The 19,915-nt window shown below is 61.9% G+C and carries 17 protein-coding genes and 1 pseudogene; 7 read left to right on the forward strand and 11 right to left on the reverse strand.

All coding sequences use genetic code 11. The features are described from left to right. Positions 1–108 precede the first annotated feature (108 nt). Positions 109–1,686, forward strand: coding sequence for a DUF5928 domain-containing protein (locus QTA57_RS11835; protein WP_290151618.1), 1,578 nt, complete (start codon positions 109–111; stop codon positions 1,684–1,686). Here the strand turns inward: QTA57_RS11835 and QTA57_RS11840 are convergent. Next, positions 1,683–2,624 carry an ABC transporter ATP-binding protein gene (locus tag QTA57_RS11840; RefSeq protein ID WP_290151620.1) on the reverse strand — a complete coding sequence of 314 codons (942 nt, stop codon included), beginning with the start codon at positions 2,622–2,624 and terminating at the stop codon, positions 1,683–1,685. The genes QTA57_RS11835 and QTA57_RS11840 overlap by 4 nt on opposite strands. 100 nt (positions 2,625–2,724) lie before the next feature. On the opposite strand from QTA57_RS11840, the gene QTA57_RS11845 reads away from it, so the two are divergent. After that, entirely contained in the window at positions 2,725–2,913 is a 189-nt protein-coding gene (locus QTA57_RS11845) for a zinc-finger domain-containing protein (RefSeq protein ID WP_290151621.1), read from the forward strand. Positions 2,914–2,992: 79 nt separating this feature from the next. Here the strand turns inward: QTA57_RS11845 and QTA57_RS11850 are convergent, their stop codons facing one another. Continuing rightward, positions 2,993–3,457: a hypothetical protein gene (locus QTA57_RS11850; protein ID WP_290151622.1), complete on the reverse strand. Its 465-nt coding sequence runs from the start codon at positions 3,455–3,457 to the stop codon at positions 2,993–2,995. Between the two features lie 128 nt (positions 3,458–3,585). Between QTA57_RS11850 and polA the strand changes: the two genes are divergently transcribed. From polA to QTA57_RS11870, 4 genes are all read left to right on the forward strand, one after another. Continuing rightward, entirely contained in the window at positions 3,586–6,378 is a 2,793-nt protein-coding gene (gene polA, locus QTA57_RS11855) for a DNA polymerase I (RefSeq protein ID WP_290151623.1), read from the forward strand. Positions 6,379–6,465: 87 nt separating this feature from the next. Next, positions 6,466–6,933 carry a pseudouridine synthase gene (locus tag QTA57_RS11860; protein WP_407933475.1) on the forward strand — a complete coding sequence of 156 codons (468 nt, stop codon included), beginning with the start codon at positions 6,466–6,468 and terminating at the stop codon, positions 6,931–6,933. After that, positions 6,930–7,496: a YdeI/OmpD-associated family protein gene (locus QTA57_RS11865; RefSeq protein ID WP_290151624.1), complete on the forward strand. Its 567-nt coding sequence runs from the start codon at positions 6,930–6,932 to the stop codon at positions 7,494–7,496. The genes QTA57_RS11860 and QTA57_RS11865 overlap by 4 nt, the downstream gene beginning before the upstream one ends. Positions 7,497–7,569: 73 nt before the next feature. Then, the gene (locus QTA57_RS11870; RefSeq protein WP_290151626.1) at positions 7,570–8,370 is read left to right on the forward strand and encodes a crotonase/enoyl-CoA hydratase family protein; all 801 of its coding nucleotides are present in this window, start codon (positions 7,570–7,572) and stop codon (positions 8,368–8,370) included. Between the two features lie 302 nt (positions 8,371–8,672). On the opposite strand, the gene QTA57_RS11875 is transcribed toward QTA57_RS11870, so the two are convergent. The 5 genes and pseudogenes from QTA57_RS11875 to QTA57_RS11895 form a co-directional block, all read right to left on the reverse strand. Continuing rightward, positions 8,673–9,986 (reverse strand): pyruvate dehydrogenase complex dihydrolipoamide acetyltransferase, encoded by a 1,314-nt coding sequence (locus QTA57_RS11875; RefSeq protein WP_290151629.1) that lies wholly within the window; start codon positions 9,984–9,986, stop codon positions 8,673–8,675. Next, positions 9,968–10,249, reverse strand: a complete 282-nt coding sequence (locus QTA57_RS11880; protein WP_290151632.1) for a hypothetical protein — start codon at positions 10,247–10,249, stop codon at positions 9,968–9,970. The genes QTA57_RS11875 and QTA57_RS11880 overlap by 19 nt, the downstream gene beginning before the upstream one ends. Positions 10,250–10,253: 4 nt before the next feature. Continuing rightward, positions 10,254–11,624 carry a pyruvate dehydrogenase complex E1 component subunit beta gene (locus QTA57_RS11885; RefSeq protein ID WP_290151634.1) on the reverse strand — a complete coding sequence of 457 codons (1,371 nt, stop codon included), beginning with the start codon at positions 11,622–11,624 and terminating at the stop codon, positions 10,254–10,256. A 14-nt stretch (positions 11,625–11,638) separates the two neighbouring features. Then, positions 11,639–12,647 (reverse strand): annotated as a pseudogene (gene pdhA, locus QTA57_RS11890) (pyruvate dehydrogenase (acetyl-transferring) E1 component subunit alpha). Positions 12,648–12,764: 117 nt separating this feature from the next. Continuing rightward, positions 12,765–13,019, reverse strand: a complete 255-nt coding sequence (locus QTA57_RS11895) for an FtsB family cell division protein (RefSeq protein ID WP_253261423.1) — start codon at positions 13,017–13,019, stop codon at positions 12,765–12,767. 173 nt (positions 13,020–13,192) lie between these two features. Here QTA57_RS11895 and QTA57_RS11900 point away from each other — a divergent pair, with 173 nt between their 5' ends. Beyond that, positions 13,193–14,794 (forward strand): acyl-CoA dehydrogenase family protein, encoded by a 1,602-nt coding sequence (locus tag QTA57_RS11900; RefSeq protein ID WP_290151636.1) that lies wholly within the window; start codon positions 13,193–13,195, stop codon positions 14,792–14,794. A 69-nt stretch (positions 14,795–14,863) separates the two neighbouring features. Here the strand turns inward: QTA57_RS11900 and QTA57_RS11905 are convergent, their stop codons facing one another. From QTA57_RS11905 to gap, 4 genes are all read right to left on the reverse strand, one after another. After that, complete coding sequence (locus QTA57_RS11905; protein ID WP_290151637.1) at positions 14,864–15,751, reverse strand: fructose bisphosphate aldolase; 888 nt, start codon at positions 15,749–15,751, stop codon at positions 14,864–14,866. Between the two features lie 122 nt (positions 15,752–15,873). Continuing rightward, the gene (locus tag QTA57_RS11910) at positions 15,874–17,484 is read right to left on the reverse strand and encodes a hypothetical protein (protein WP_290151639.1); all 1,611 of its coding nucleotides are present in this window, start codon (positions 17,482–17,484) and stop codon (positions 15,874–15,876) included. 95 nt (positions 17,485–17,579) lie between these two features. Beyond that, positions 17,580–18,758 (reverse strand): phosphoglycerate kinase, encoded by a 1,179-nt coding sequence (locus tag QTA57_RS11915; protein ID WP_290151640.1) that lies wholly within the window; start codon positions 18,756–18,758, stop codon positions 17,580–17,582. Positions 18,759–18,846: 88 nt separating this feature from the next. Next, positions 18,847–19,848 (reverse strand): type I glyceraldehyde-3-phosphate dehydrogenase, encoded by a 1,002-nt coding sequence (gene gap, locus QTA57_RS11920; protein WP_290151641.1) that lies wholly within the window; start codon positions 19,846–19,848, stop codon positions 18,847–18,849. Positions 19,849–19,915 lie beyond the last annotated feature (67 nt).

Consider the following 19,915-nt stretch of genomic DNA (forward strand, 5'->3'; position numbering starts at 1 on the left):
TATACCGCGCGGATTGATCCCGAAAAAGCAAAGAACTAGGGTTACTTCAACCGCTATTAGGCATTAGTGGCACAACGATACCGAAAGATTGAGGCCTCTGTTTCGAAAATGGCAAAAATCGCCTTCATCCTTTTGTGTCACAAGGATGCGCCTGCCATCATCCAGCAGGCGGAGCGTCTGACGGCGACGGGCGATTATGTGTCGATCCATTTCGATGCGCGCGCCAAGCCAGCCGATTATGCTGCGATCACATCGGCGCTTGCAGACAATCCGGGCGTGGTCTTTGCCCGCAAGCGGATCAAATGCGGGTGGGGTGAGTGGTCATTGGTGCAGGCCAGCCTCTATGCCCTTGAGGCGGCTGAGGCAGCGTTCCCGAAAGCGACGCATTTCTACATGCTGTCGGGCGATTGTATGTCCGTGAAATCAGCGGCTTATGCCAAGAAATTCCTGGACGGCGCAGATAAGGACTATATCGAGAGCTTCGATTTCTTCACCTCGGATTGGATCAAGACCGGCTTCAAACGGGAACGTTTGGTGTATCGCCATCTGGTCAATGAGCGGAAGCATAAATGGCTGTTTTATGCGCTGTTCAACACGCAGCGGCGGTTGGGGCTGGAGCGCAAAATCCCCGAAGATATCCAGATCATGATCGGCAGCCAGTGGTGGTGTCTGCGCCGGCGCACGATTGAGGCGGTGCTGAAATTCTGCCGACAGCGGCCGGATGTGATCCGATTTTTCCGCACCACCTGGATTCCCGACGAGACGTTTTTTCAAACCATCGTGCGACATCTTGTGGCCGATGTGGAGATCGAGTCCCGGTCGTTGACCTTCAAAATGTTCTCCGATTACGGGATGCCGGTGACCTTCTACAACGATCATTACGATTTGTTGTTGAGCCAGGATTACCTGTTCGCCCGGAAAATCAGCCCCGAAGCGACCTTCCTCAAAGAACGATTGGGCGCGCTTTGGGCGTCGGACAAGACCGATTTCGCGCTGTCGGGCGATGGTCGACGGCTGCACGGCTTCCTCACGGGGCGGGGCCGGATCGGGCGGCGGTTCGCACCACGGTTCTGGGAGCGCGAGGCGACCTTGGGCCAGGATCGCGAATTGCTGATGATCGTCTGCAAGAAATGGCATGTGGCCAAGCGGCTGTTACACGCGGCCGAAGCGGCCACCGGTATAACGGGGATCGAGTATCTTTTTGACGAAGCCGGGTGTGATGTCCCCCATCTTGGCGGGATTGAACGCACGCTCGAGAAGCGCAACCGGCATCGCCGTGCCTTGATGCGGATGTTGTTCGATTATCACAACACGGATCGGATGATGATCTGTCTTGATCCCAATAATATAGACCTCATTGGGGATTTTACCTCGGATCGCGCAAATACCAAATTGTTGGAAATCCAGTGCACTTTCGATGACCGATATTTGATCGGACATGCGGAGCGTGTGGGGCTGGCGGCGCCCGATTCACCGCCGGAAGTTATCGGTCGGATTTTGCCCACATTGCGCTATGAGTTCGACTATGAATCGGCACGCATTCGCGAAGCGGAGTTCCCAAATCATCTGCGCCTGCGTCAGGATCGCAGCACAGATGAGAACACCGAGGTTTTGCAGAGCTTTTTCCGGAGCACAAAAGAGACGGCCTGGAAACTGGCCGAAACCCCGCACCTGTTCGCAGATTAAGCCGCCGGCGCTTTGGTAGAGGTCAGTTCGACAAACACATCCTCGAGATTGGGTTCCTCGGTCGCCACATCTCGGATCGTGATGCCCGCCGCGCGCACCGCTTGAAGGATCGTATCGGCCGAGACGGTGGAGCGGCGATAGGAAAACACCAGCGCCCCATCGGCCCGTTTACTGCATTCCACGCCGTCGGGCGTTTGAACCGGACCGGCGACGCCCTCGGGCATAATCACCAGAGTCTTCGCATCCATCTGCGCCAAAAGTGTCTCGGTACGGTCGCGGACGATCACCTCGCCATGGTTGATGATCGCGATCTCGTCACACATTTCCTGCGCCTCTTCCAGGTAATGGGTGGTCAAAATGATTGTCATCCCCTGTTCATTCAGCTTGCGGACATTGGCCCAGAGCATCTGCCGCAGCTCGATATCGACGCCTGCCGTCGGCTCATCCAACACCAGGATTTGCGGGCTGTGGACCAGGGCTTTGCCCAAGAGCAACCGCCGCCGCATCCCGCCAGAGAGAGACCGGGCATAGGCCTCGGCTTTGTCTTCCAGGCCGATCAGCGCGAGAATCTCGTCGGTGCGGCGTTGCGCTTTCGGCACGCCGTAAAGCCCGGCCTGGACCTCCAAGGCGCCGCGCGGGGTGAAAAACGGATCGAGGTTCAACTCTTGTGGCATCACGCCAATCGCGGCCCGGCTCTGTCGCGGGTTCACATCCTGGTCGAAGCCCCAGATATTCACCTTGCCCGATGATTTTGTCACCAAACCGGCGAGTATATTGATCATTGTGGATTTGCCGGCACCATTGGGCCCGAGAAGTCCGAAAATCGAGCCCTGCGGAATCGTCAGATCGACCCCTTTGAGCGCTTCTTTCGCCGCGCCACGTCCGGCCGCCGCGTAGGTTTTGCGCAACCCGGTCAATTCAATCGCATTGCCTGACATTTTGCCTCCGCTGGCTGGGCTTGCCCGACGCCGGGCAACCTGCAATATGAACGGGACTTATGACGGGATGGACGGCCCGACAAGCGTGAGGACGAGCAAAATGACCCAAGATGCCCCGGAAACCGAAGTGGTAAGCACCTGGCGCGTGGCCTGCGATGGGGGCGAGGGCGCGCTTGGCCATCCGCGGGTTTGGTTGCAGATTGGGCAGGATGTCGGTTGGGCCGAATGCGGCTATTGCGACAAGAAATACATCCATGAAGATTTCGCGGATCAGCTCGACAAAGACTGACGCTGCCTATCGCAGGCGCCGCAGGCTGCATTGTCGGTCAATGGCGTTGAAGCCGTCTACAGCAGTGGCCGGGTAGAGCCTATTCCGTGGCCAGGCCGAGATCGATTTGGTGGTCGCCGCACTGAAAGACGGCCTGCCCGTGGCGCCTCTCGATGAATGTCCCGATGTTCGAGCCGAACAGCAGGCCCAACTGCGCCGTGCCGAGTGTACCGAAGGCCTCAACCGCATCGGTGGCCAGATCTCGGGTGAAGACCGACATCGAACCGGTTTGCCCATTGCTACATCGAAGCCAGATCATCGGCTGGTCGGGGTAAAGGATGCCGTTACAGACCGCACCGGTTGACATCGTCGCTTTGATATTGCCGAAATCCCACCCGCGAAGATGACCGGCAAGCGCGACCTCGTTGGCCTGGCAGCCGACCAGATGGCTGCAATTGCGCATTCGGTCGTCATGAGGCAGGCACAGTGGATCCAGGGCCAGATCGGCGACGGCAGGCATCCCCGTGAAAGTGGCAAGCAGGATCGACGCGAGTCGGGTCAGCATTGTGTCTCTCCAATAAGGGCAACTCGGAACGGCCGATCCGACGCGACCGTGCCCCAGAGGCGCAAATCACCGCTCGCACCCGGTTCGACGGCGGGGTAGAACAGATCATCGGCAATCCGGAGGCAGCTATGGCATTTGGCAAAGGGCATCATCTTCACCTGGTCGATGGCTCGGCTTTCATCTTCCGAGCCTATCATGCTTTGCCGCCGTTGACCCGGAAATCGGACGGGCTGCCGATTGGGGCGGTCAGCGGCTTTTGCAACATGATCCACAAGATGATCGAGTCGAATACCGGCCCGGATGCGCCGACCCATGCGGCAGTGGTGTTTGACAAGGGCTCACATACCTTTCGCAACGACATGTATGATCAATACAAGGCCAATCGCGACGCGATGCCCGAGGATCTACGCCCGCAGATCCCGCTGACCCGGGAGGCGACGAAAGCGTTCAACTTGGCCTGTCTGGAGCTGGAGGGGTATGAGGCCGATGACATAATCGCCACGCTCGCCCGCCAGGCGCGGGACGCCGGAGGACGCTGCACCATCATCTCCTCCGATAAGGATCTGATGCAGCTTGTCGGCGGCGGGGTCGAGATGCTGGACGCGATGAAGAACGCGCGGATCGACAGCGAGGGGGTGGAGGCCAAGTTTGGCGTCGGCCCGGACAAGGTGATCGATGTGCAGGCGCTGGCGGGCGACAGCGTGGATAACATCCCCGGCGCGCCGGGGATCGGCGTTAAGACCGCGGCGCTTTTGATCAATGAATACGGGGATTTGGAGACACTTCTTCAATGTGCCGAAGAGATCAAACAGCCCAAGCGCCGCGAAACCCTGATCAATTTTGCCGATCAGATTCGGCTCTCGAAGCGTCTGGTCACGCTGGATGCGGAGACACCGATTGATGTGACGTTGGAGAGCTTGGAGGTGAAGGACCCGGAGCCGGAGGCCTTGATGGGGTTCCTGGCTGAGATGGAATTCCGCACGCTGACGCGCCGGATTGCTGAGCAAATGGGCGTCGAGGCGCCCGAGATCAAAGAGGTCGCCGCGCCGGTAACAGAGGCCGCGCCCGAGGTGAAACCGTTCGACATTTCGGCCTATGAGATCGTGCGGGAGATGCCCGCGTTGGAGGCCTGGATCGCGAAGGCGCATGCGGTGGGCTATGTGGCGGTGGATACCGAAACCACTGGCCTGAACGAGATGACCGCCGAATTGGTTGGCGTCTGCCTCTCCACGGCGGCGGGCGAGGGGTGCTATGTGCCGGTTGGCCACAAAGAAGGCGGCGATGACCTCTTCGGCGGCGCGAAGCTGGCCGATGGGCAATTGCCGCTGGACGATGTGCTGGCCGCGTTGAAGCCGATGTTGGAGGACACGTCTGTTCTGAAGATCGGGCAGAACATGAAATACGACGCGAAGATCTTGGCCCGCTATGGCGTCGATATCGCACCCATCGACGACACGATGTTGATGTCTTACGCGATGAATGCGGGCCATCATGGGCATGGGATGGACACCCTGAGTGATCGCTATTTGGGCCATGAACCGATCCCGATTAAGTCTTTGCTCGGCAGCGGGAAATCGCAGATCACCTTTGCCGATGTCAGCATTGAGGACGCAGCGCCCTATGCCGCCGAAGACGCCGATATCACGCTGCGTCTTTGGCAGCAGTTCAAGCCGGGTCTGCACCGTGCCGAGGTGACAACGGTCTATGAGACCTTGGAGCGCCCACTGGTGCCGGTTCTGGCCCGGATGGAGATGGCCGGGATCAAGGTCGACCGCGACACGCTTTCCCGGATGTCGAACGCCTTTGCGCAGAAAATGGCGGGGTTGGAGGCGGATATTCATGCCCTGGCCGGGACGCCGTTCAATGTGGGCTCCCCAAAGCAACTGGGCGAGATTCTCTTCGATCAGATGGGCTTGGAGGGGGGCAAAAAGGGCAAAACCGGCGCGTATGCCACCGGCGCGGATGTCTTGGAAGACCTTGCCTCGCAAGGCCATGATCTGCCCGCGCGTGTGCTTGATTGGCGGCAATTGTCGAAGCTGAAATCGACCTACACCGATGCCTTGCAGGACCATATCAATGCCGATACGGGGCGCGTGCATACGTCTTATTCGATTGCGGGTGCGAATACCGGGCGTTTGGCCTCCACCGATCCGAATTTGCAGAACATTCCGGTGCGAACCGAGGAAGGTCGGCGCATCCGTGAGGCGTTTATCGCGGAGCCCGGCAAGACGCTGGTCTCGCTTGATTATTCGCAGATCGAGCTGCGTATCTTGGCGCACATTGCCGGGATCGATGCGCTGAAACAGGCGTTCAAAGAGGGACAGGACATTCATGCGATCACCGCGTCTGAGATGTTCAATGTGCCGCTGGATGAGATGACGCCGGATGTGCGCCGCCAGGCAAAGGCGATCAATTTCGGGGTGATCTACGGGATTTCCGGCTTCGGCCTGGCGCGCAATCTGCGCATCCCACGGGCCGAGGCGCAGGGCTTTATCGACCGGTATTTTGAGCGCTTCCCGGGCATCAAGGACTATATGACCGAGACAAAAGAGTTCGCGAAAACAAATGGATATGTGCAGACGCTGTTCGGCCGGAAAATCCATACGCCCGAGATCAATGCCAAAGGCCCCAAGGCAAGTTTCGCCTATCGCGCGGCCATCAATGCGCCGATCCAGGGCACGGCGGCGGATGTGATCCGCCGGGCGATGATCCGGATGGAGGCGGCGATTGAGGGGCTGCCCGCGAAGATGCTGCTGCAGGTGCATGATGAATTGCTGTTTGAGGTCGAGGACGGCGCGGTGGACGATCTGATCGGTGCCGCGCGCGAGGTGATGGAGGGCGCCGCCGATCCGGCGGTGAAGCTCTCGGTGCCGCTGACGGTCGATGCGGGGCAGGGGGCGAATTGGGCGGAGGCGCATTGAGGTGCCCTGGGGCTGAAACATGCTGATTGCCTTCAACAAACCGATGAATGTGCTGAGCCAATTCACCTCTGAAGGGGGTGGCCTGGGTTGGATGGGTTCGGCCTGCCGAAAGGGGTTTATGCGGCGGGGCGGTTGGATCGGGACTCCGAGGGGCTGCTTCTGCTCACTGATAATGGGAAATTGCAGGCGCGGATCGCGTCACCACGCGCCAAGATGCCCAAAACCTATTACGCGCTGGTCGAAGGTGTGCCGGGAGCGGAGGCGCTGGAGGCGCTTCGAGCGGGCGTCGCGTTGAAAGACGGGCAAACGCGCCCGGCGCACGTCGCGGCCACCGATGTGCCGGAGTGGCTTTGGCAGCGTGATCCGCCGGTCCGCTTTCGCAAGACGGTCACCGATCGCTGGCTGCGCCTGACCTTGACCGAAGGCAAGAACCGACAGGTGCGGCGGATGTGTGCTCATGTCGGGCTGCCGGTTCTGCGGCTGATCCGATGGTCGATTGGACCTTATGATTTGACTGGTTTGGCCCCCGGTGCATGGCGCGAGGTGACCCCATGAGTAAGACGGAGACTGTCACAGTGAAGAGCCGGGCCGCGCTGAGGGCGTGGCTTGAGGCCAATCATGCCAACACGTCCTCGATCTGGCTGGCGACTTACAAGAAACATCATCCCGAGTATCTGCCGTGGAACGAGGCGGTGGAGGAGTTGCTCTGTTGGGGCTGGGTTGATGGGCAAGTGGCGGCGCTGGATGCGGACCGGATGAAGCACCGGGTCGCGCCGCGCGATGAGAACTCGACCTGGTCGGCGGTGAACAAAGAGATCGTCACCCGGATGCGCGCCGAGGGGCGGATGACGCCGGCGGGCGAGGCGAAAATCGCGGCGGCGGAAGCCAACGGGATGTGGCATTTCCTGGATGATGTGGAACGGCTGGAGGTGCCGCAGGATTTGGCGGAGGCGCTTGGCGACTTACGCCCTGTTTGGGACGGATGGCCGCGCACTGTGAAGCGTGGCACCTTGGCGTGGATCAAGACCGCCAAGACGCAGCCAACGCGAGAGAAACGCATCACCGATGTGGTTGAGAGCGCGCGGGCCGGGCTCAGGCCAAGTCCGGCCCGGCGCTAGGGCGACGCGCCGTTACACTTGACCCGGCAGCGCGGATGGCGATCCCTAGTGGCGCATCACAAGAGAGGGTCACATGAGCGCTTTGGTCTCTGTCATCAATGAAACCGGTCCGGTTGCCGAAGTGCAGCTCAATCGGCCCGAGAAGAAAAACGCGGTGACGCTGGAACTTCTGGCGGAGCTGGCGGCGGCGGGCGAGGCGCTCGCAGATCAGCCGGGGCTGCGCGCGGTTGTTCTGAGCGGCGCGGGCGGAGATTTCAGCGCCGGGATGGATACAGGCGTGTTGATGCAGATGGCCGGTCGGCTGGACGAGGTGAAGGCCGAGATGGTTGCGCCGCCGGATGGCGCCATTGCGAACCGGTTCCAACGCCCGGCCCAGGTTTGGCAAGAACTGCGGGTGCCGGTCATTGCCGCGATTGAGGGCGTGTGTTTCGGGGCCGGGATGCAGATCGCCCTTGCGGCCGATTTTCGGATCGCCGCGCCCGAGGCGAAACTGTCGATCATGGAGGCGAAATGGGGCTTGATCCCGGATATGGGGATCAGCCTGTCCTTGCCGCGTCTGATGCCGGTGGACCGCGCCAAGGCGCTGATTATGACGGGCCGGGTCTTGTCGGGGAGGGAAGCTTTGGACGAGGGGCTGGTCACGCGTGTCGCCGAGGATCCGCTGGCGGCGGCGCGCGAGTTCGCCGAGGAATTGGCCGAGAAATCACCGGATGCAGTGCGGGCGGGAAAGACCTTGGCGGATGCGCTTTGGGGCCGCGATGTAGCGCCTGATCTGGCCCTGGAAGCGCGGCTTCAGGCCGATCTGATGGGGGCGCCGAACCAAGTTGAAACCGTCATGGCGCACATGCAGAAACGCCCGGCGGTCTATAAGTAGCCCGCCGATTGAACGCTGATCTGAGCGGCGGTTTTCCGTTTTTCACGTCAGCCTGTCAGCGAAAGTCGCGCGGCCGAAGCCCTCCCCGCAAAGCGGTGCCGCAAGGCGTGATGGGTTGCGAAACCCTCTCCCGGAGACGGGTGCGGCGGGCGGCGGTTCGTTTCCGGGACAGGGATCATCGGCGCGGGCCGTCAGTGGCGTTGGCAAGTGGTGAGATGCCGCGGGCCTAGCAAGCGAAGGGGCCGCGCGATCCGCACGGCCCCCTCTTTCTGACAAGTCTTTCCCCCAAAAGACCCGCAGTATCAGGCCAGCATCACCATCGGGTTTTCGAGATTATCGACTATGGCTTGCAGAAGCTCGGCACCAAGGGCGCCATCAATCACCCGGTGATCGACGCTAAGCGTGACTGACATCACGGTGGCCACGGCCAATTCGCCGTCTTTGCCAACGATGGGTTTTTTGACGCCCGCGCCGACGGCGAGGATGGCGCCATGCGGCGGGTTGATCACGGCGTCGAAATTGTCGATGCCGAACATGCCGAGATTGGAGATTGCGAAACTGCCGCCCTGATACTCATGCGGTGCCAATTTGCGTTCCCGGGCACGGGTGGCGAGGTCTTTCATCTCAGCGGAAAGCGCGGAGAGGGACTTCATCTCGGCATCTTTCAGAACCGGGGTGAAGAGCCCGCCTTCGATCGCCACGGCCACAGCCACATCCGAGGGCTTCAGGCGCAGCGTGCGGTCATTGGCCCAGACCGAATTGGCCTCGGGCACCTGTTGCAGCGCATTGGCGCAGGCCTTGATGATGAAATCATTGACGCTGAGCTTGGTGCCGCGGGCTTCGAGTTGCTTATTGAGCTGTGACCGGAAGGCCAGCAGCGCGTCGAGTTGAATGTCGCGGCGCAGGTAGAAATGCGGGATGGTCTGTTTCGCCTCGGTAAGCCGCGCGGCGACGGTTTTACGCATCCCGTCGAGTTTGACCTCTTCAAACTCCCGGCCTTCGTACATCTTCAGGATCGTTTCGGTGGCCGGACCTGCGGCCATGGCGGCGGCGGGTGCGGCGGCGGCCGCCGGGCTGGCGGCGGGGGCTGCGGCTTGCGGCGCGGCGGTGGCGCCTTCCACATCGGCTTTCACGATCCGGCCTTTTGGGCCGGAGCCTTTGATCTGCGCCAGGTCGAGGCCTTTGTCTTTGGCGATGCGGCGGGCCAGCGGGCTGGCGAAAATCCGGCTGCCATCGGCGGCGGCGGGCGCGGCGGGGGCAGGGGCCGCGCTCTCGGAGCCCCCTGCGGGTGCCACCTCGGGCGCGGCGTCAGACGCCTTCGGCGCTTCCGGCACGGTGGCAGGCGTCGCACTGCCGACATCATCGGCGCTTTCGCCATCGTCGAGCAGAACGGCAATCGCGACATTCACTTTGACGCCCTCGGTCCCCTCGGGGACCAGGATCTTGCCGATCACCCCTTCATCGACTGCCTCGAACTCCATCGTGGCTTTGTCGGTTTCGATCTCGGCCAGAAGGTCGCCGGAGGAGACCTCGTCGCCCTCCTTGACCAACCATTTGGCCAGCGTGCCTTCTTCCATGGTTGGCGAGAGGGCGGGCATCAGAATTTCGGTGGGCATGTCTTAACTCTCCTCTGCGAGCGCCAGGGCATCAAACGGGGCGCGCGGGGTTGTTTTCCGGCCGCCAACACGCGGACCGCATCGGTCAGGGCGTGTTGATTGGCGGCGATCCATTCATAAGCGTCGCTGTGGCTCACCTTGGCATCGCGCGCATATTCCGAAGACAGGAGCGCATCACTGACCAAGACCTCCACCGGTTTGCCGTCTAGATCGACGACCACCCGGTAGGCCTGTTCCAGTTTATCTTTGCCAAGGACTTGCATGAGCTTAGCGATAGGTGACTTGTTTGACGGTCTCGATCACCTCGGCGGTGGTGGTGAGCGCCAGTTTCTCCAGGTTTGCGGCATAAGGCATCGGCACGTCTTTCCCGGTGCAATTCAGGACCGGCGCGTCGAGATAATCAAACGCATGGGTCATGATATAGGCTGACAGGTGATTGCCGATGGAGCAGACCGGGAAGCCTTCCTCAACCGTCACGCAGCGGTTGGTTTTCATCACCGATTGGATCACCGTGTCGTAATCGATCGGGCGCAGCGTGCGCAGGTCGATAACTTCGGCGCTGACCCCCTCTTCGGCCAGTTTGTCGGCGGCTTCGAGCGCGTATTGCATGCCAATGCCGAAGCTGACGATGGTCACATCCGTGCCTTCGCGCCAGATCCGGGCCTTGCCGAAGGGAATCGTGAAATCATCCAGCACCGGCACATCGAAGCTGCGGCCATAGAGGATTTCGTTTTCCAGGAAGATGATCGGGTTCGGGTCGCGGATCGCGGTTTTCAGAAGACCCTTCGCGTCGGCGGCGGAGTAGGGCATCACGACCTTCAGGCCCGGTACGTGGCTATACCAGGCCGCATAATCCTGGCTGTGCTGTGCGCCGACGCGGGCGGCGGCGCCGTTGGGGCCACGGAACACCATGGGCGCGCCCATCTGACCGCCCGACATATAGAGCGTTTTGGCCGCCGAATTGATGATCTGGTCCATCGCCTGCATTGCGAAGTTGAACGTCATGAATTCGACAATCGGGCGGAGCCCGCCAAAGGCTGCGCCGACGCCGATCCCGGCGAAACCATGTTCGGTGATCGGCGTGTCGATCACACGTTTGGCGCCGAATTCATCGAGCAATCCTTGCGAGACCTTATAGGCGCCCTGATATTCGGCGACCTCTTCGCCCATCAGATAAACCGTCTCATCGCGGCGCATCTCTTCGGCCATCGCGTCGCGCAGCGCTTCGCGAACTGTGGTGGGTTTCATCTCGGTGCCGGCGGGGTAGTCCGGCTCCACCGACTTGACGGCGACCGGCGCGGCCGGTGCAGCGGCCACAGGCGTCGGTGCAGGGGCTTCGGCCGCCGGGACTTCTGCGGCGGGCGTGGCCGGGCTTGGCACCGCCGATGCGTCCTCGCCTTCTTCTAGAAGAACGGCAATGGCTGCGTTGACCTTCACCCCTTCGGTGCCCTCAGGCACAAGGATCTTGCCGATCACGCCTTCATCGACGGCCTCAAACTCCATTGTGGCTTTGTCGGTCTCGATCTCGGCCATGATGTCGCCGGACGATACGGTGTCGCCCTCTTTGACCAGCCATTTTGCCAAAGTGCCTTCTTCCATCGTCGGAGAGAGCGCGGGCATGAGAATTTCGGTTGCCATGTCTGTCGTCTCCCTCAGGCGTCGGCGTAGATGTCGGTCCAGAGCTCTTCGAGCGCCGGTTCGGGGCTGGTTTTGGAGAATTCGGCGGCCTCGTTGATGATCTCTTTGATCTCTTTGTCGATCGCCTTCAGATCATCTTCCGAGGCATGTTTGCCCTGGAAGCAGCAACTCGCGCACATGTTCGATGGCGTCCCGTTCCTCGCGCATCTTCTGCACCTCTTCGCGGGTCCGATACTTCGCCGGGTCCGACATCGAATGGCCGCGATAGCGGTAGGTTTTGATCTCCAGGATGTAGGGTCCCTTGCCCGCGCGGCAGTGCGCGACGGCTTTCTCACCGGCGGCTTTCACCGCCAGAACATCCATCCCATCGACTTCTTCGCCCGGGATGCCATAGGCCGCGCCGCGTTCCCAATAAGAGGGCGATTTGGTCGAGCGTTTGGTCGAGGTGCCCATGGCGTATTGGTTGTTTTCGATTACGAAGACCACCGGCAAGTCCCAAAGCTCGGCCATATTATAGGTCTCATAGACTTGGCCCTGGTTCGCGGCCCCATCGCCGAAATAGGTGAAGGTCACGCGCCCGTTTTCTTTGTACTTATCTGCAAAAGCGAGGCCCGCACCAATTGGCACTTGCGCGCCGACGATGCCATGCCCGCCATAGAAATGCTTCTCTTTCGAGAACATGTGCATGGAGCCGCCCTTGCCCTTGGAATAGCCGCCCTCGCGACCCGTCAGTTCGGCCATCACGCCCTTGGGGTCCATGCCACAGGCCAGCATATGACCATGGTCACGATAGGAGGTGACGCGCTTGTCGCCTTCTTCGGCAGCGGCTTCGAGACCCACCACGACGGCTTCTTGTCCGATATAGAGGTGGCAGAACCCGCCGATCAGACCCATGCCATAAAGCTGTCCGGCCTTTTCCTCGAATCTGCGGATCAGCAGCATTTCGCGGTAGTATTCCAGCAGTTCTTCGGCGGAAACATTTGGTTTTGCGGCAGTTTTTGCCGTTGTCTTCCGTGCGGCCATGCGGGGCGGTCCTCCAGCCTAAGGCAGATAGTTTAACGTTGAACTACCCATAGCAAAGGTTTCGCGGAAATGCACCAGTCGAATTGAACGTTGCGTCAAAGCGTCAGTTTGGGGGCGCTAGGGCAGGACGATTTCGTCGGCGCGGATCAGGCCCAATACACTGCGGGCTTGCTCATCCAAAAGATCGAGGTCGAGATAATCATCCGACAGGCGCCGGGTCAGGATTTCCATCTCGGCGGTCTCGGCTTGCAACTCGGCCAGTTCAATCCGCAGGCTTTCGGCCTCCGCCTCCACTTGGATGCGATGGAACAGGCCGAAATTCCCTTGCACAGCGGCAAAGGTGAAATAGGCCCCGACGAACAAGAGAGCCATCGGGATCAACAATCCGGAAAGAGAGCGCTTTTTCTGCATAGTCTCTTCTGCCGCCTCAAGATCGCGCCACCTCTGCCGGGCGGCTGCATGGCGGAGATTCGCATATCTCGAATCAAAAGGGAATCCCCTGAAATCAAAAAGATTTTGCGCTATCATGGCGTTGGAGGTGTGAGATGGATGCCAGATCGGATTTGCCAAATCATGAGGTGACCAACCAGCCACCACCGCGCGGGGATCGCGATCTTTGGGCCAGCGACGCGGTGTTGAGGTCCCATGCGATTGGCGCGAATGAGGATGTGCTGGCGGGATATGGCGCGGCGCTTGGCCGGGCAGAGATGCGGGACGCGGCGCGGCAGGCCGAACAGATCGCGCCGGACTTGCAGCTCTTCGATCCTGGCGGGCGTCGGCTGGACGAGGTGCGGTTTTCCCCTGGGTATCATCAGTTGATGACGCTTGGGCTCGAGGCCGGCTACGCTGCCGGGCCGTGGACGGGCGGCAGCCATGTGACCCACGCGGCGCAGGTCTATCTACACTCGCAGGTGGAGCCGGGCACCTGCTGCCCGATGACAATGACCTACGCCGCCGTCCCGGCACTTGCCGCAAGCCCGGCGCTGGCCGCGCGATGGAGGCCGAAACTGACCGCGCCCGCCTATGACCCGCGCGTGGCCCCGATCCATCATAAACAAGCCGCAACGCTTGGTATGGCGATGACCGAGAAACAGGGTGGATCGGATGTGCGGGCGAATACCACCCGCGCGGAGCCGGATGGTGAGGCCTACCGGTTGACAGGACACAAATGGTTCTGCTCCGCGCCGATGTCGGATGGTTTCCTGACCCTGGCCCAGGCCCCGGGCGGTCTAAGCTGTTTCCTAGTTCCGCGCTGGCTGGAGGGGGAGCGCAACGCGATCCATCTGATGCGGCTGAAAGACAAGCTTGGCAATCGCGCCAATGCCTCGGCGGAGGTCGAATATCACGGCGCGCTGGTCTATCTGGTCGGCGAAGAGGGCCGGGGCGTGCAGGCGATCATCGAGATGGTGCATCACACGCGGCTCGATACCGCCATCGCGCCGGCGGGCTTGATGCGCGCGGCGCTGGATCACCTGCATCACTGGACCCGCCATCGCACCGCGTTTCAGCGCAAGCTGGTCGATCAACCGCTGATGCAAAGCCTCTTGGCCGATCTGGTGCTGGATTGGGAAGGCGCAACGGCCCTTGGCCTGCGCGTGGCCCGCGCCTTCGATGGCGACACGCCGGAGGATCGGGCCTTTGCCCGGATCGCTGTCGCCTTGGCAAAATTCCTCAACAACAAGCTCTGCCCGCGTGTGGTGGTCGAGGCGATGGAGGGGCTGGGCGGCATGGGTTATGTCGAGGAGACGGGCCTGCCGATGCTGTACCGCGAGGCGCCGCTCAACGGGATATGGGAAGGTTCGGGCAATGTGATCTGCCTCGACATCCTGCGCAGCTTGGCGAAAGACCCACTGGCCGGAGAGACCCTCGCGGTGGAGTTATTGGCCGCCAAAGGCGCGGATCGCAATTATGATACGGCCCTCGCTGCACACAACGCACGCTGGCCAAAGGGACCCGAGGAGGCCGAGGCCCGTTGGTTCGCCGAAAGCCTCGCGGTTTTGCTCACCGCCTCGGTCCTGATCCGACAGGCCCCCGGCGCGGTCGCCGAGGGGTTCTGCGCGACCCGCCTTGCCGGAGAGAGAGGCCATATCGCGGGCGCGATCAGTGGCTTGAACACCGGCGCCTTGTTAGAACGGCTCGGGCCCTAGGCCGTCCGTCTTCTTCTCTGCTTCCCAAATATCCCGGGGGTCTGGGGGCAGCGCCCCCAGGCACTTGCCTCAGGTGATGGACGCCGCGTGGATGCTGTCGATCGAGGCCGCGATCTGGGCGTTGAATTCGGCATCCGATTGCTGCGCCGACAGGCCTTCAGTCAGCGCGCGGGAAAAGCTGGCGATCACGCCTGCGTTCTCCGCTAGTTTCGCGTTTGCGTCATCGCGAGAATAACCGCCGGACAGGGCCACAACCCGCATCACAGCAGGGTGCTCCACCAATGGTTTGTAGAGGTTCGGCTGGCTCGGTAGGGTGAGTTTCAACATCACTTGCTGACCTGCGGGCAGCGCGTCCAGATGGTGGGTCAGTTCGGCCAGCAGGATGTCTTCCGCTTCGGCCTTGTCGGCGATGGAAATCGTGACCTCCGGTTCGATGATCGGCATCAGACCCTTGGCGGTCACCTGCGCCGCGATCTCGAATTGCTGCGCCACATTGGCCGCGATCCCGGTGGGCGACGCGGCATTGATCACCGAACGCATTTTCGTGCCGAAAATGCCAGCGGCCATGGCCCGGTCGAGCAGATCATCCAGACCGGGCATTGGCTTCATCAGCTGAACACCGTCCGCCTCGGCCTCCAAGCCCTTGTCGATCTTCAGAAATGGCACCACGCCACGCTCTTCCCAAAGATACTGCGCCGCAGGTTTACCGCCGATCTCGCGCTCCATCGTCATCTCAAACAGGATCGCGCCGATGACCTTCTCGCCAGTGAAGGCAGGGGATGTCGCGATCCGGGCGCGCATGGCGTGGATCAGGTCGAACATCTCGGCCTCGGAGCCATAGGCGTCTTCGCCGATGCCATAAAGCTTGAGTGCTTTCGGGGTCGATCCGCCGGATTGGTCCAGCGCGGCGATGAACCCGGGGCCAGAGGTCATTTGGGCGGCTTGTGCATCGGTCATGGGCGGGGCCTCGGGCTTGTGAATGGGAACTGGCCCTGTCCTATGATGGGTCGGGGCGACGGGCAAGCATGATGGCGCTAACGCGCGGATTTGCCCACCGCCCAGAGTCTGGGCGTGGCCGGTTACGGCGCGCGGAACCGGCTGGCCAGATCGAGCGCGATCCAGTCGGCCAGGGCGGTGCGTTGGGTCTCGGCGCTGAGCGCGATCCAGAACGCCCGGACCTCGGGGCCGCGCGCGCCAAACCGCGCTTCGATCTCTTCGCGCAACACCGTCGCGCCGATATCGCCCGCCGCTTCGGCCAGGAGCGCATAGTAGTACGCCCGCTCATAGGCGCGCGGTGCGCCAAGCCCGGTGAAATGGGCCAGCGCCAGGGCGCGGAGCGCGCGCGGATCGTCGGTTGCGCCAATCGCCTCTGCCGGGCTTGGCGCGCCAATCGCTGCGAGATAGGCGGCCTGGGCTGCAACCACATCGGGGGTGGTGATCCGGGCCTCCAAGCCGTCCAACATCGAAATCGCCCCAGACACTTCTGCTGCAGACGCCCGGAGCGCTTGCGGATATGCGGCTTGGGGGTCGGTCGGGGCAAGGGCGGTGGCCGCAAGCGCGGCGGCGTCGGCACCGAGCGGATCGGTCCCGTCCAAGAGCGGGGCGAGGAGATCGGGCACCAGTGCCGACCCCATCGGAACGCCGTCACCCGCCATCAGGGCGCGGGCCAGGTCCAACCGGTCTTGGGCGCTCAGATCGCCGCCATCGATCTGCGCCAGAAGGCCGGTATCGATGAGCCGCGCGCGGGAGAGCGGTGTCGCACGCGCATCCAACGCCAGGGCGGCGATCAAACCGTGCGGTTTCTCATAGGTGTCGGGCTCCAGCACAACGCCGCCGGGCGGCAGATCGGCCTCAATGGTGATCTCGCCGGGGTCGCGGATATAGGCCTCAACCTGGGTCATCAGCGCCTCAATGAAGTTCCGTTCAATCGCGCTGAGATTGCGGCTGCCACCTTCGGAGAGGGCGACGGTCAGTTGTTCGGTGCCTAGGGCGCGGATCGTTTCTGGCGCGCGCAGGTTCTCGGGCAAAAGCTGCGAGAAGGCCGCCCATCCGCCGCTATCGCGGAGGCTTGCGACGGCGCGCGTGACGCGGATGGCCGGATCGCCCGTGCCGCCAAACTCGTTCATGCGGGGCAGAAATGTGCCCGCTGCCGAGACGTCCAACACGGCCACGCTATTGATCGCGGCGGAGAGGTCAAAGAGGGTCGCCCCGGTGCCATAGACGTAATCGGCGCTGAGCGTCAGCCGGTCGAGGATGATCTCGTTGAACCCGGCGGTGCGCAGACCGATAGATGCCTCCTGCGGCAGGCAGGCGATACCAGCGGTTGCGCCGATCAAGGTCACGGCGATCTCGGTTGAAACCGAGAATGGTTCCGAGACGTCCGAGCTGATCACGACGCGTTCGACGGTGATCTCGCATTGCCCGGCGCGGTCATAGGGCAGGTTTGGCCGCGCGGTGACGCCGGAGAGCGAAATCGTGCCGCGCAGCACGTCGGTGGAGAGGTATTGGTACTCCAATTCCATCTGTGTCCGGGCCGCCGCGATCCCGACATTGGCCAGCGCCGTGGCAAGCCGGTCGGGGGCGAAAATCTCGGCAAACCCGGGGCGCGGGTCGCCCTCTTGCGCGGTTGCGGGCAGGGCCAGGGCAGTGACCAGGCACATCGCGCCGGTCAGGTGTTTCAATGCGGACATCAGCTATCTCTCCCCTTAAATGATGAGGAGAGACTAGCCGATTTTTGCGAATTCTATAGGCAGGTTTCCCTTACCGCCTGGATTGGTGCGGCGGGTCAGCCGGCGAGGGCGGCAACGCCGGGCAGGGTTTTGCCCTCCATCCACTCCAAAAACGCGCCGCCGGCGGTGGAGATGTACGTGAACCGGTCGGCAGCGCCAGCTTGGTTCAGCGCGGCCACGGTATCGCCGCCGCCTGCCACCGTGATCAGCTGGCCTTGAGCGGTGAGTTGCGCCGCGGCCTCGGCGGCTTGGTTGGTGGCGGCGTTGAACGGCTCCAACTCAAACGCGCCAAGCGGGCCATTCCAGATCAGCGTTTCGGAAGCGCCAAAAACGCCTTCAAGCGCCGCGACCGTGGCGGGCCCCGCATCGAGGATCATTGCATCTGTCGGGCATTGATCTGCGGGCAGTATCTCATGCGGCGCATGGGCCTCGAAGGCGCGGGCGACCACGATGTCTTTCGGCAGATGGATGGTGCAGCCGCTGGCCGCCGCCTTGGCCAAGACGGCGCGCGCCGTCTCTGCCATGTCTTGCTCGGCCAGCGAGGTGCCGATCTCATGCCCTTGGGCAAAGAGGAAGGTGTTGGCCATGCCGCCGCCGATCACCAGATGGTCGACCTTCTCGACCAGATTGCCCAGAAGATCGAGCTTGGTTGAGACTTTCGCGCCGCCAACGACGGCCACGACGGGGCGTTTCGGCGTGCTGAGCGCGGCTTCCAGCGCGCTCAACTCAGCCTGCATCAGACGCCCGGCGCAGGCGGGAAGCAACCGCGCGATCGCTTCGGTCGAGGCATGGGCGCGGTGCGCGGCGGAGAAGGCGTCATTGCAATAGATATCGGCCAGACCCGCCAGACGACCGGCGAACCCTGGGTCGTTCTTCTCTTCCCCCGGTGCGAAGCGGACATTTTCCAGAAGCAGGATCTCACCCGGCTGCAGCGCCTCGGCGGCGGCGCCATATTGGCCATCGGCGAAACCGACCGCTTGGCCAAAGGCGGTTTCCAGCGCGGGCAGAAGCGGGCGCAAGCTCATCTCCGGCACGACCTGGCCTTTGGGGCGGCCAAAATGCGCAACCAGGATCGGCATGCCGCCTTTGGCGAGGATGTCTTTGACCGTCGGCACGATCCTGTCGATGCGGGTCGTATCGGTGACCTTGCCATCTTCGACCGGCACATTGATGTCGACCCGGGTCAGCACCCGTTTGCCCGCGAGGTCCATATCATCAAGGGTTTTCCAGGTCATTTGTGCCTCCGCCTGCGTGCAAATCTGAGCTTAGGGCGTCCGGAGGCGCCCTATTGCCCGTTGTCAAAGTAACCCGGATGCGCCGGTGTCAGAGGTATTTTGCCATCTCAACGGCGGTGTCCGCCATGCGGCAAGAGAACCCCCATTCGTTGTCATACCAGATAAGAATGCGGCACATATTGCCATCCATCACTTTGGTCTGATCGGTGGCGAAGATCGAGCTGTGCGGGTCGTGGTTGAAATCCATCGAGACCAGCTTGTCATCGGTCACGCCCAGGATGCCCTTCAATGGGCCACTCGCCGCAGCTGCGTGGATCGCGGCGTTGATTTCCTCGATGCTGGTGTCACGAGCGGCCTCGAATGTCAGATCAACAGCGGAGACATTCGGGGTCGGCACGCGGATCGCGACGCCATCGAGTTTACCGTTCAACTCCGGCATCACCAGGCCCACGGCCTTCGCCGCGCCGGTGGAGGTCGGGATCATCGACATCGCGGCGGCGCGCGCGCGGTAGAGATCAGAATGCATCGTATCCAGCGTCGGCTGATCGCCGGTATAGGAGTGGATCGTGGTCATGAAGCCGCGTTTGATGCCGATTGTGTCATTGATCACTTTGGCCGGCGGTGTCAGGCAATTGGTGGTGCAAGACGCGCAAGAGACATGCAGGTCATCGGCGGTCAGGCTGTCATGGTTCACGCCATAGACAATGGTTTTATCCGCGCCGGAGGAGGGGGCAGAGACCAGGACGCGGCTGGCGCCGTTTTCCAAATGCACCTTCGCCTTATCCCCTTTGAAGATGCCGGTGCATTCGAGCACGATATCCACATCGCCCCAGGGAAGCTCCGCCGGGTTGCGAATGGCGGTCACGGCGATCGGCCCACGGCCAACATCAATGCTGTTTTCGGTCGTCGTCACCGTCCCGGGAAACCGGCCATGCACAGAATCGAAGCGCAGCAGATGAGCATTGGTTTCCACCGGGCCCAGATCGTTGATTGCGATGACCTCAATATCGTGGCGGTCCTGTTCGATGATCGCGCGCAGGATATTTCGACCAATCCGCCCAAACCCGTTGATTGCAACTTTAACGGCCATCTCAACTCTCCTCGAAACCTGATGTGATCCATGTTCGGCCACTATGCAGCAATTGCAACCGCGTGGC

The sequence above is a fragment of the Fontisubflavum oceani genome (genome assembly GCF_030407165.1).
Taxonomy (GTDB): Bacteria; Pseudomonadota; Alphaproteobacteria; order Rhodobacterales; family Rhodobacteraceae; genus Rhodophyticola; species Rhodophyticola oceani.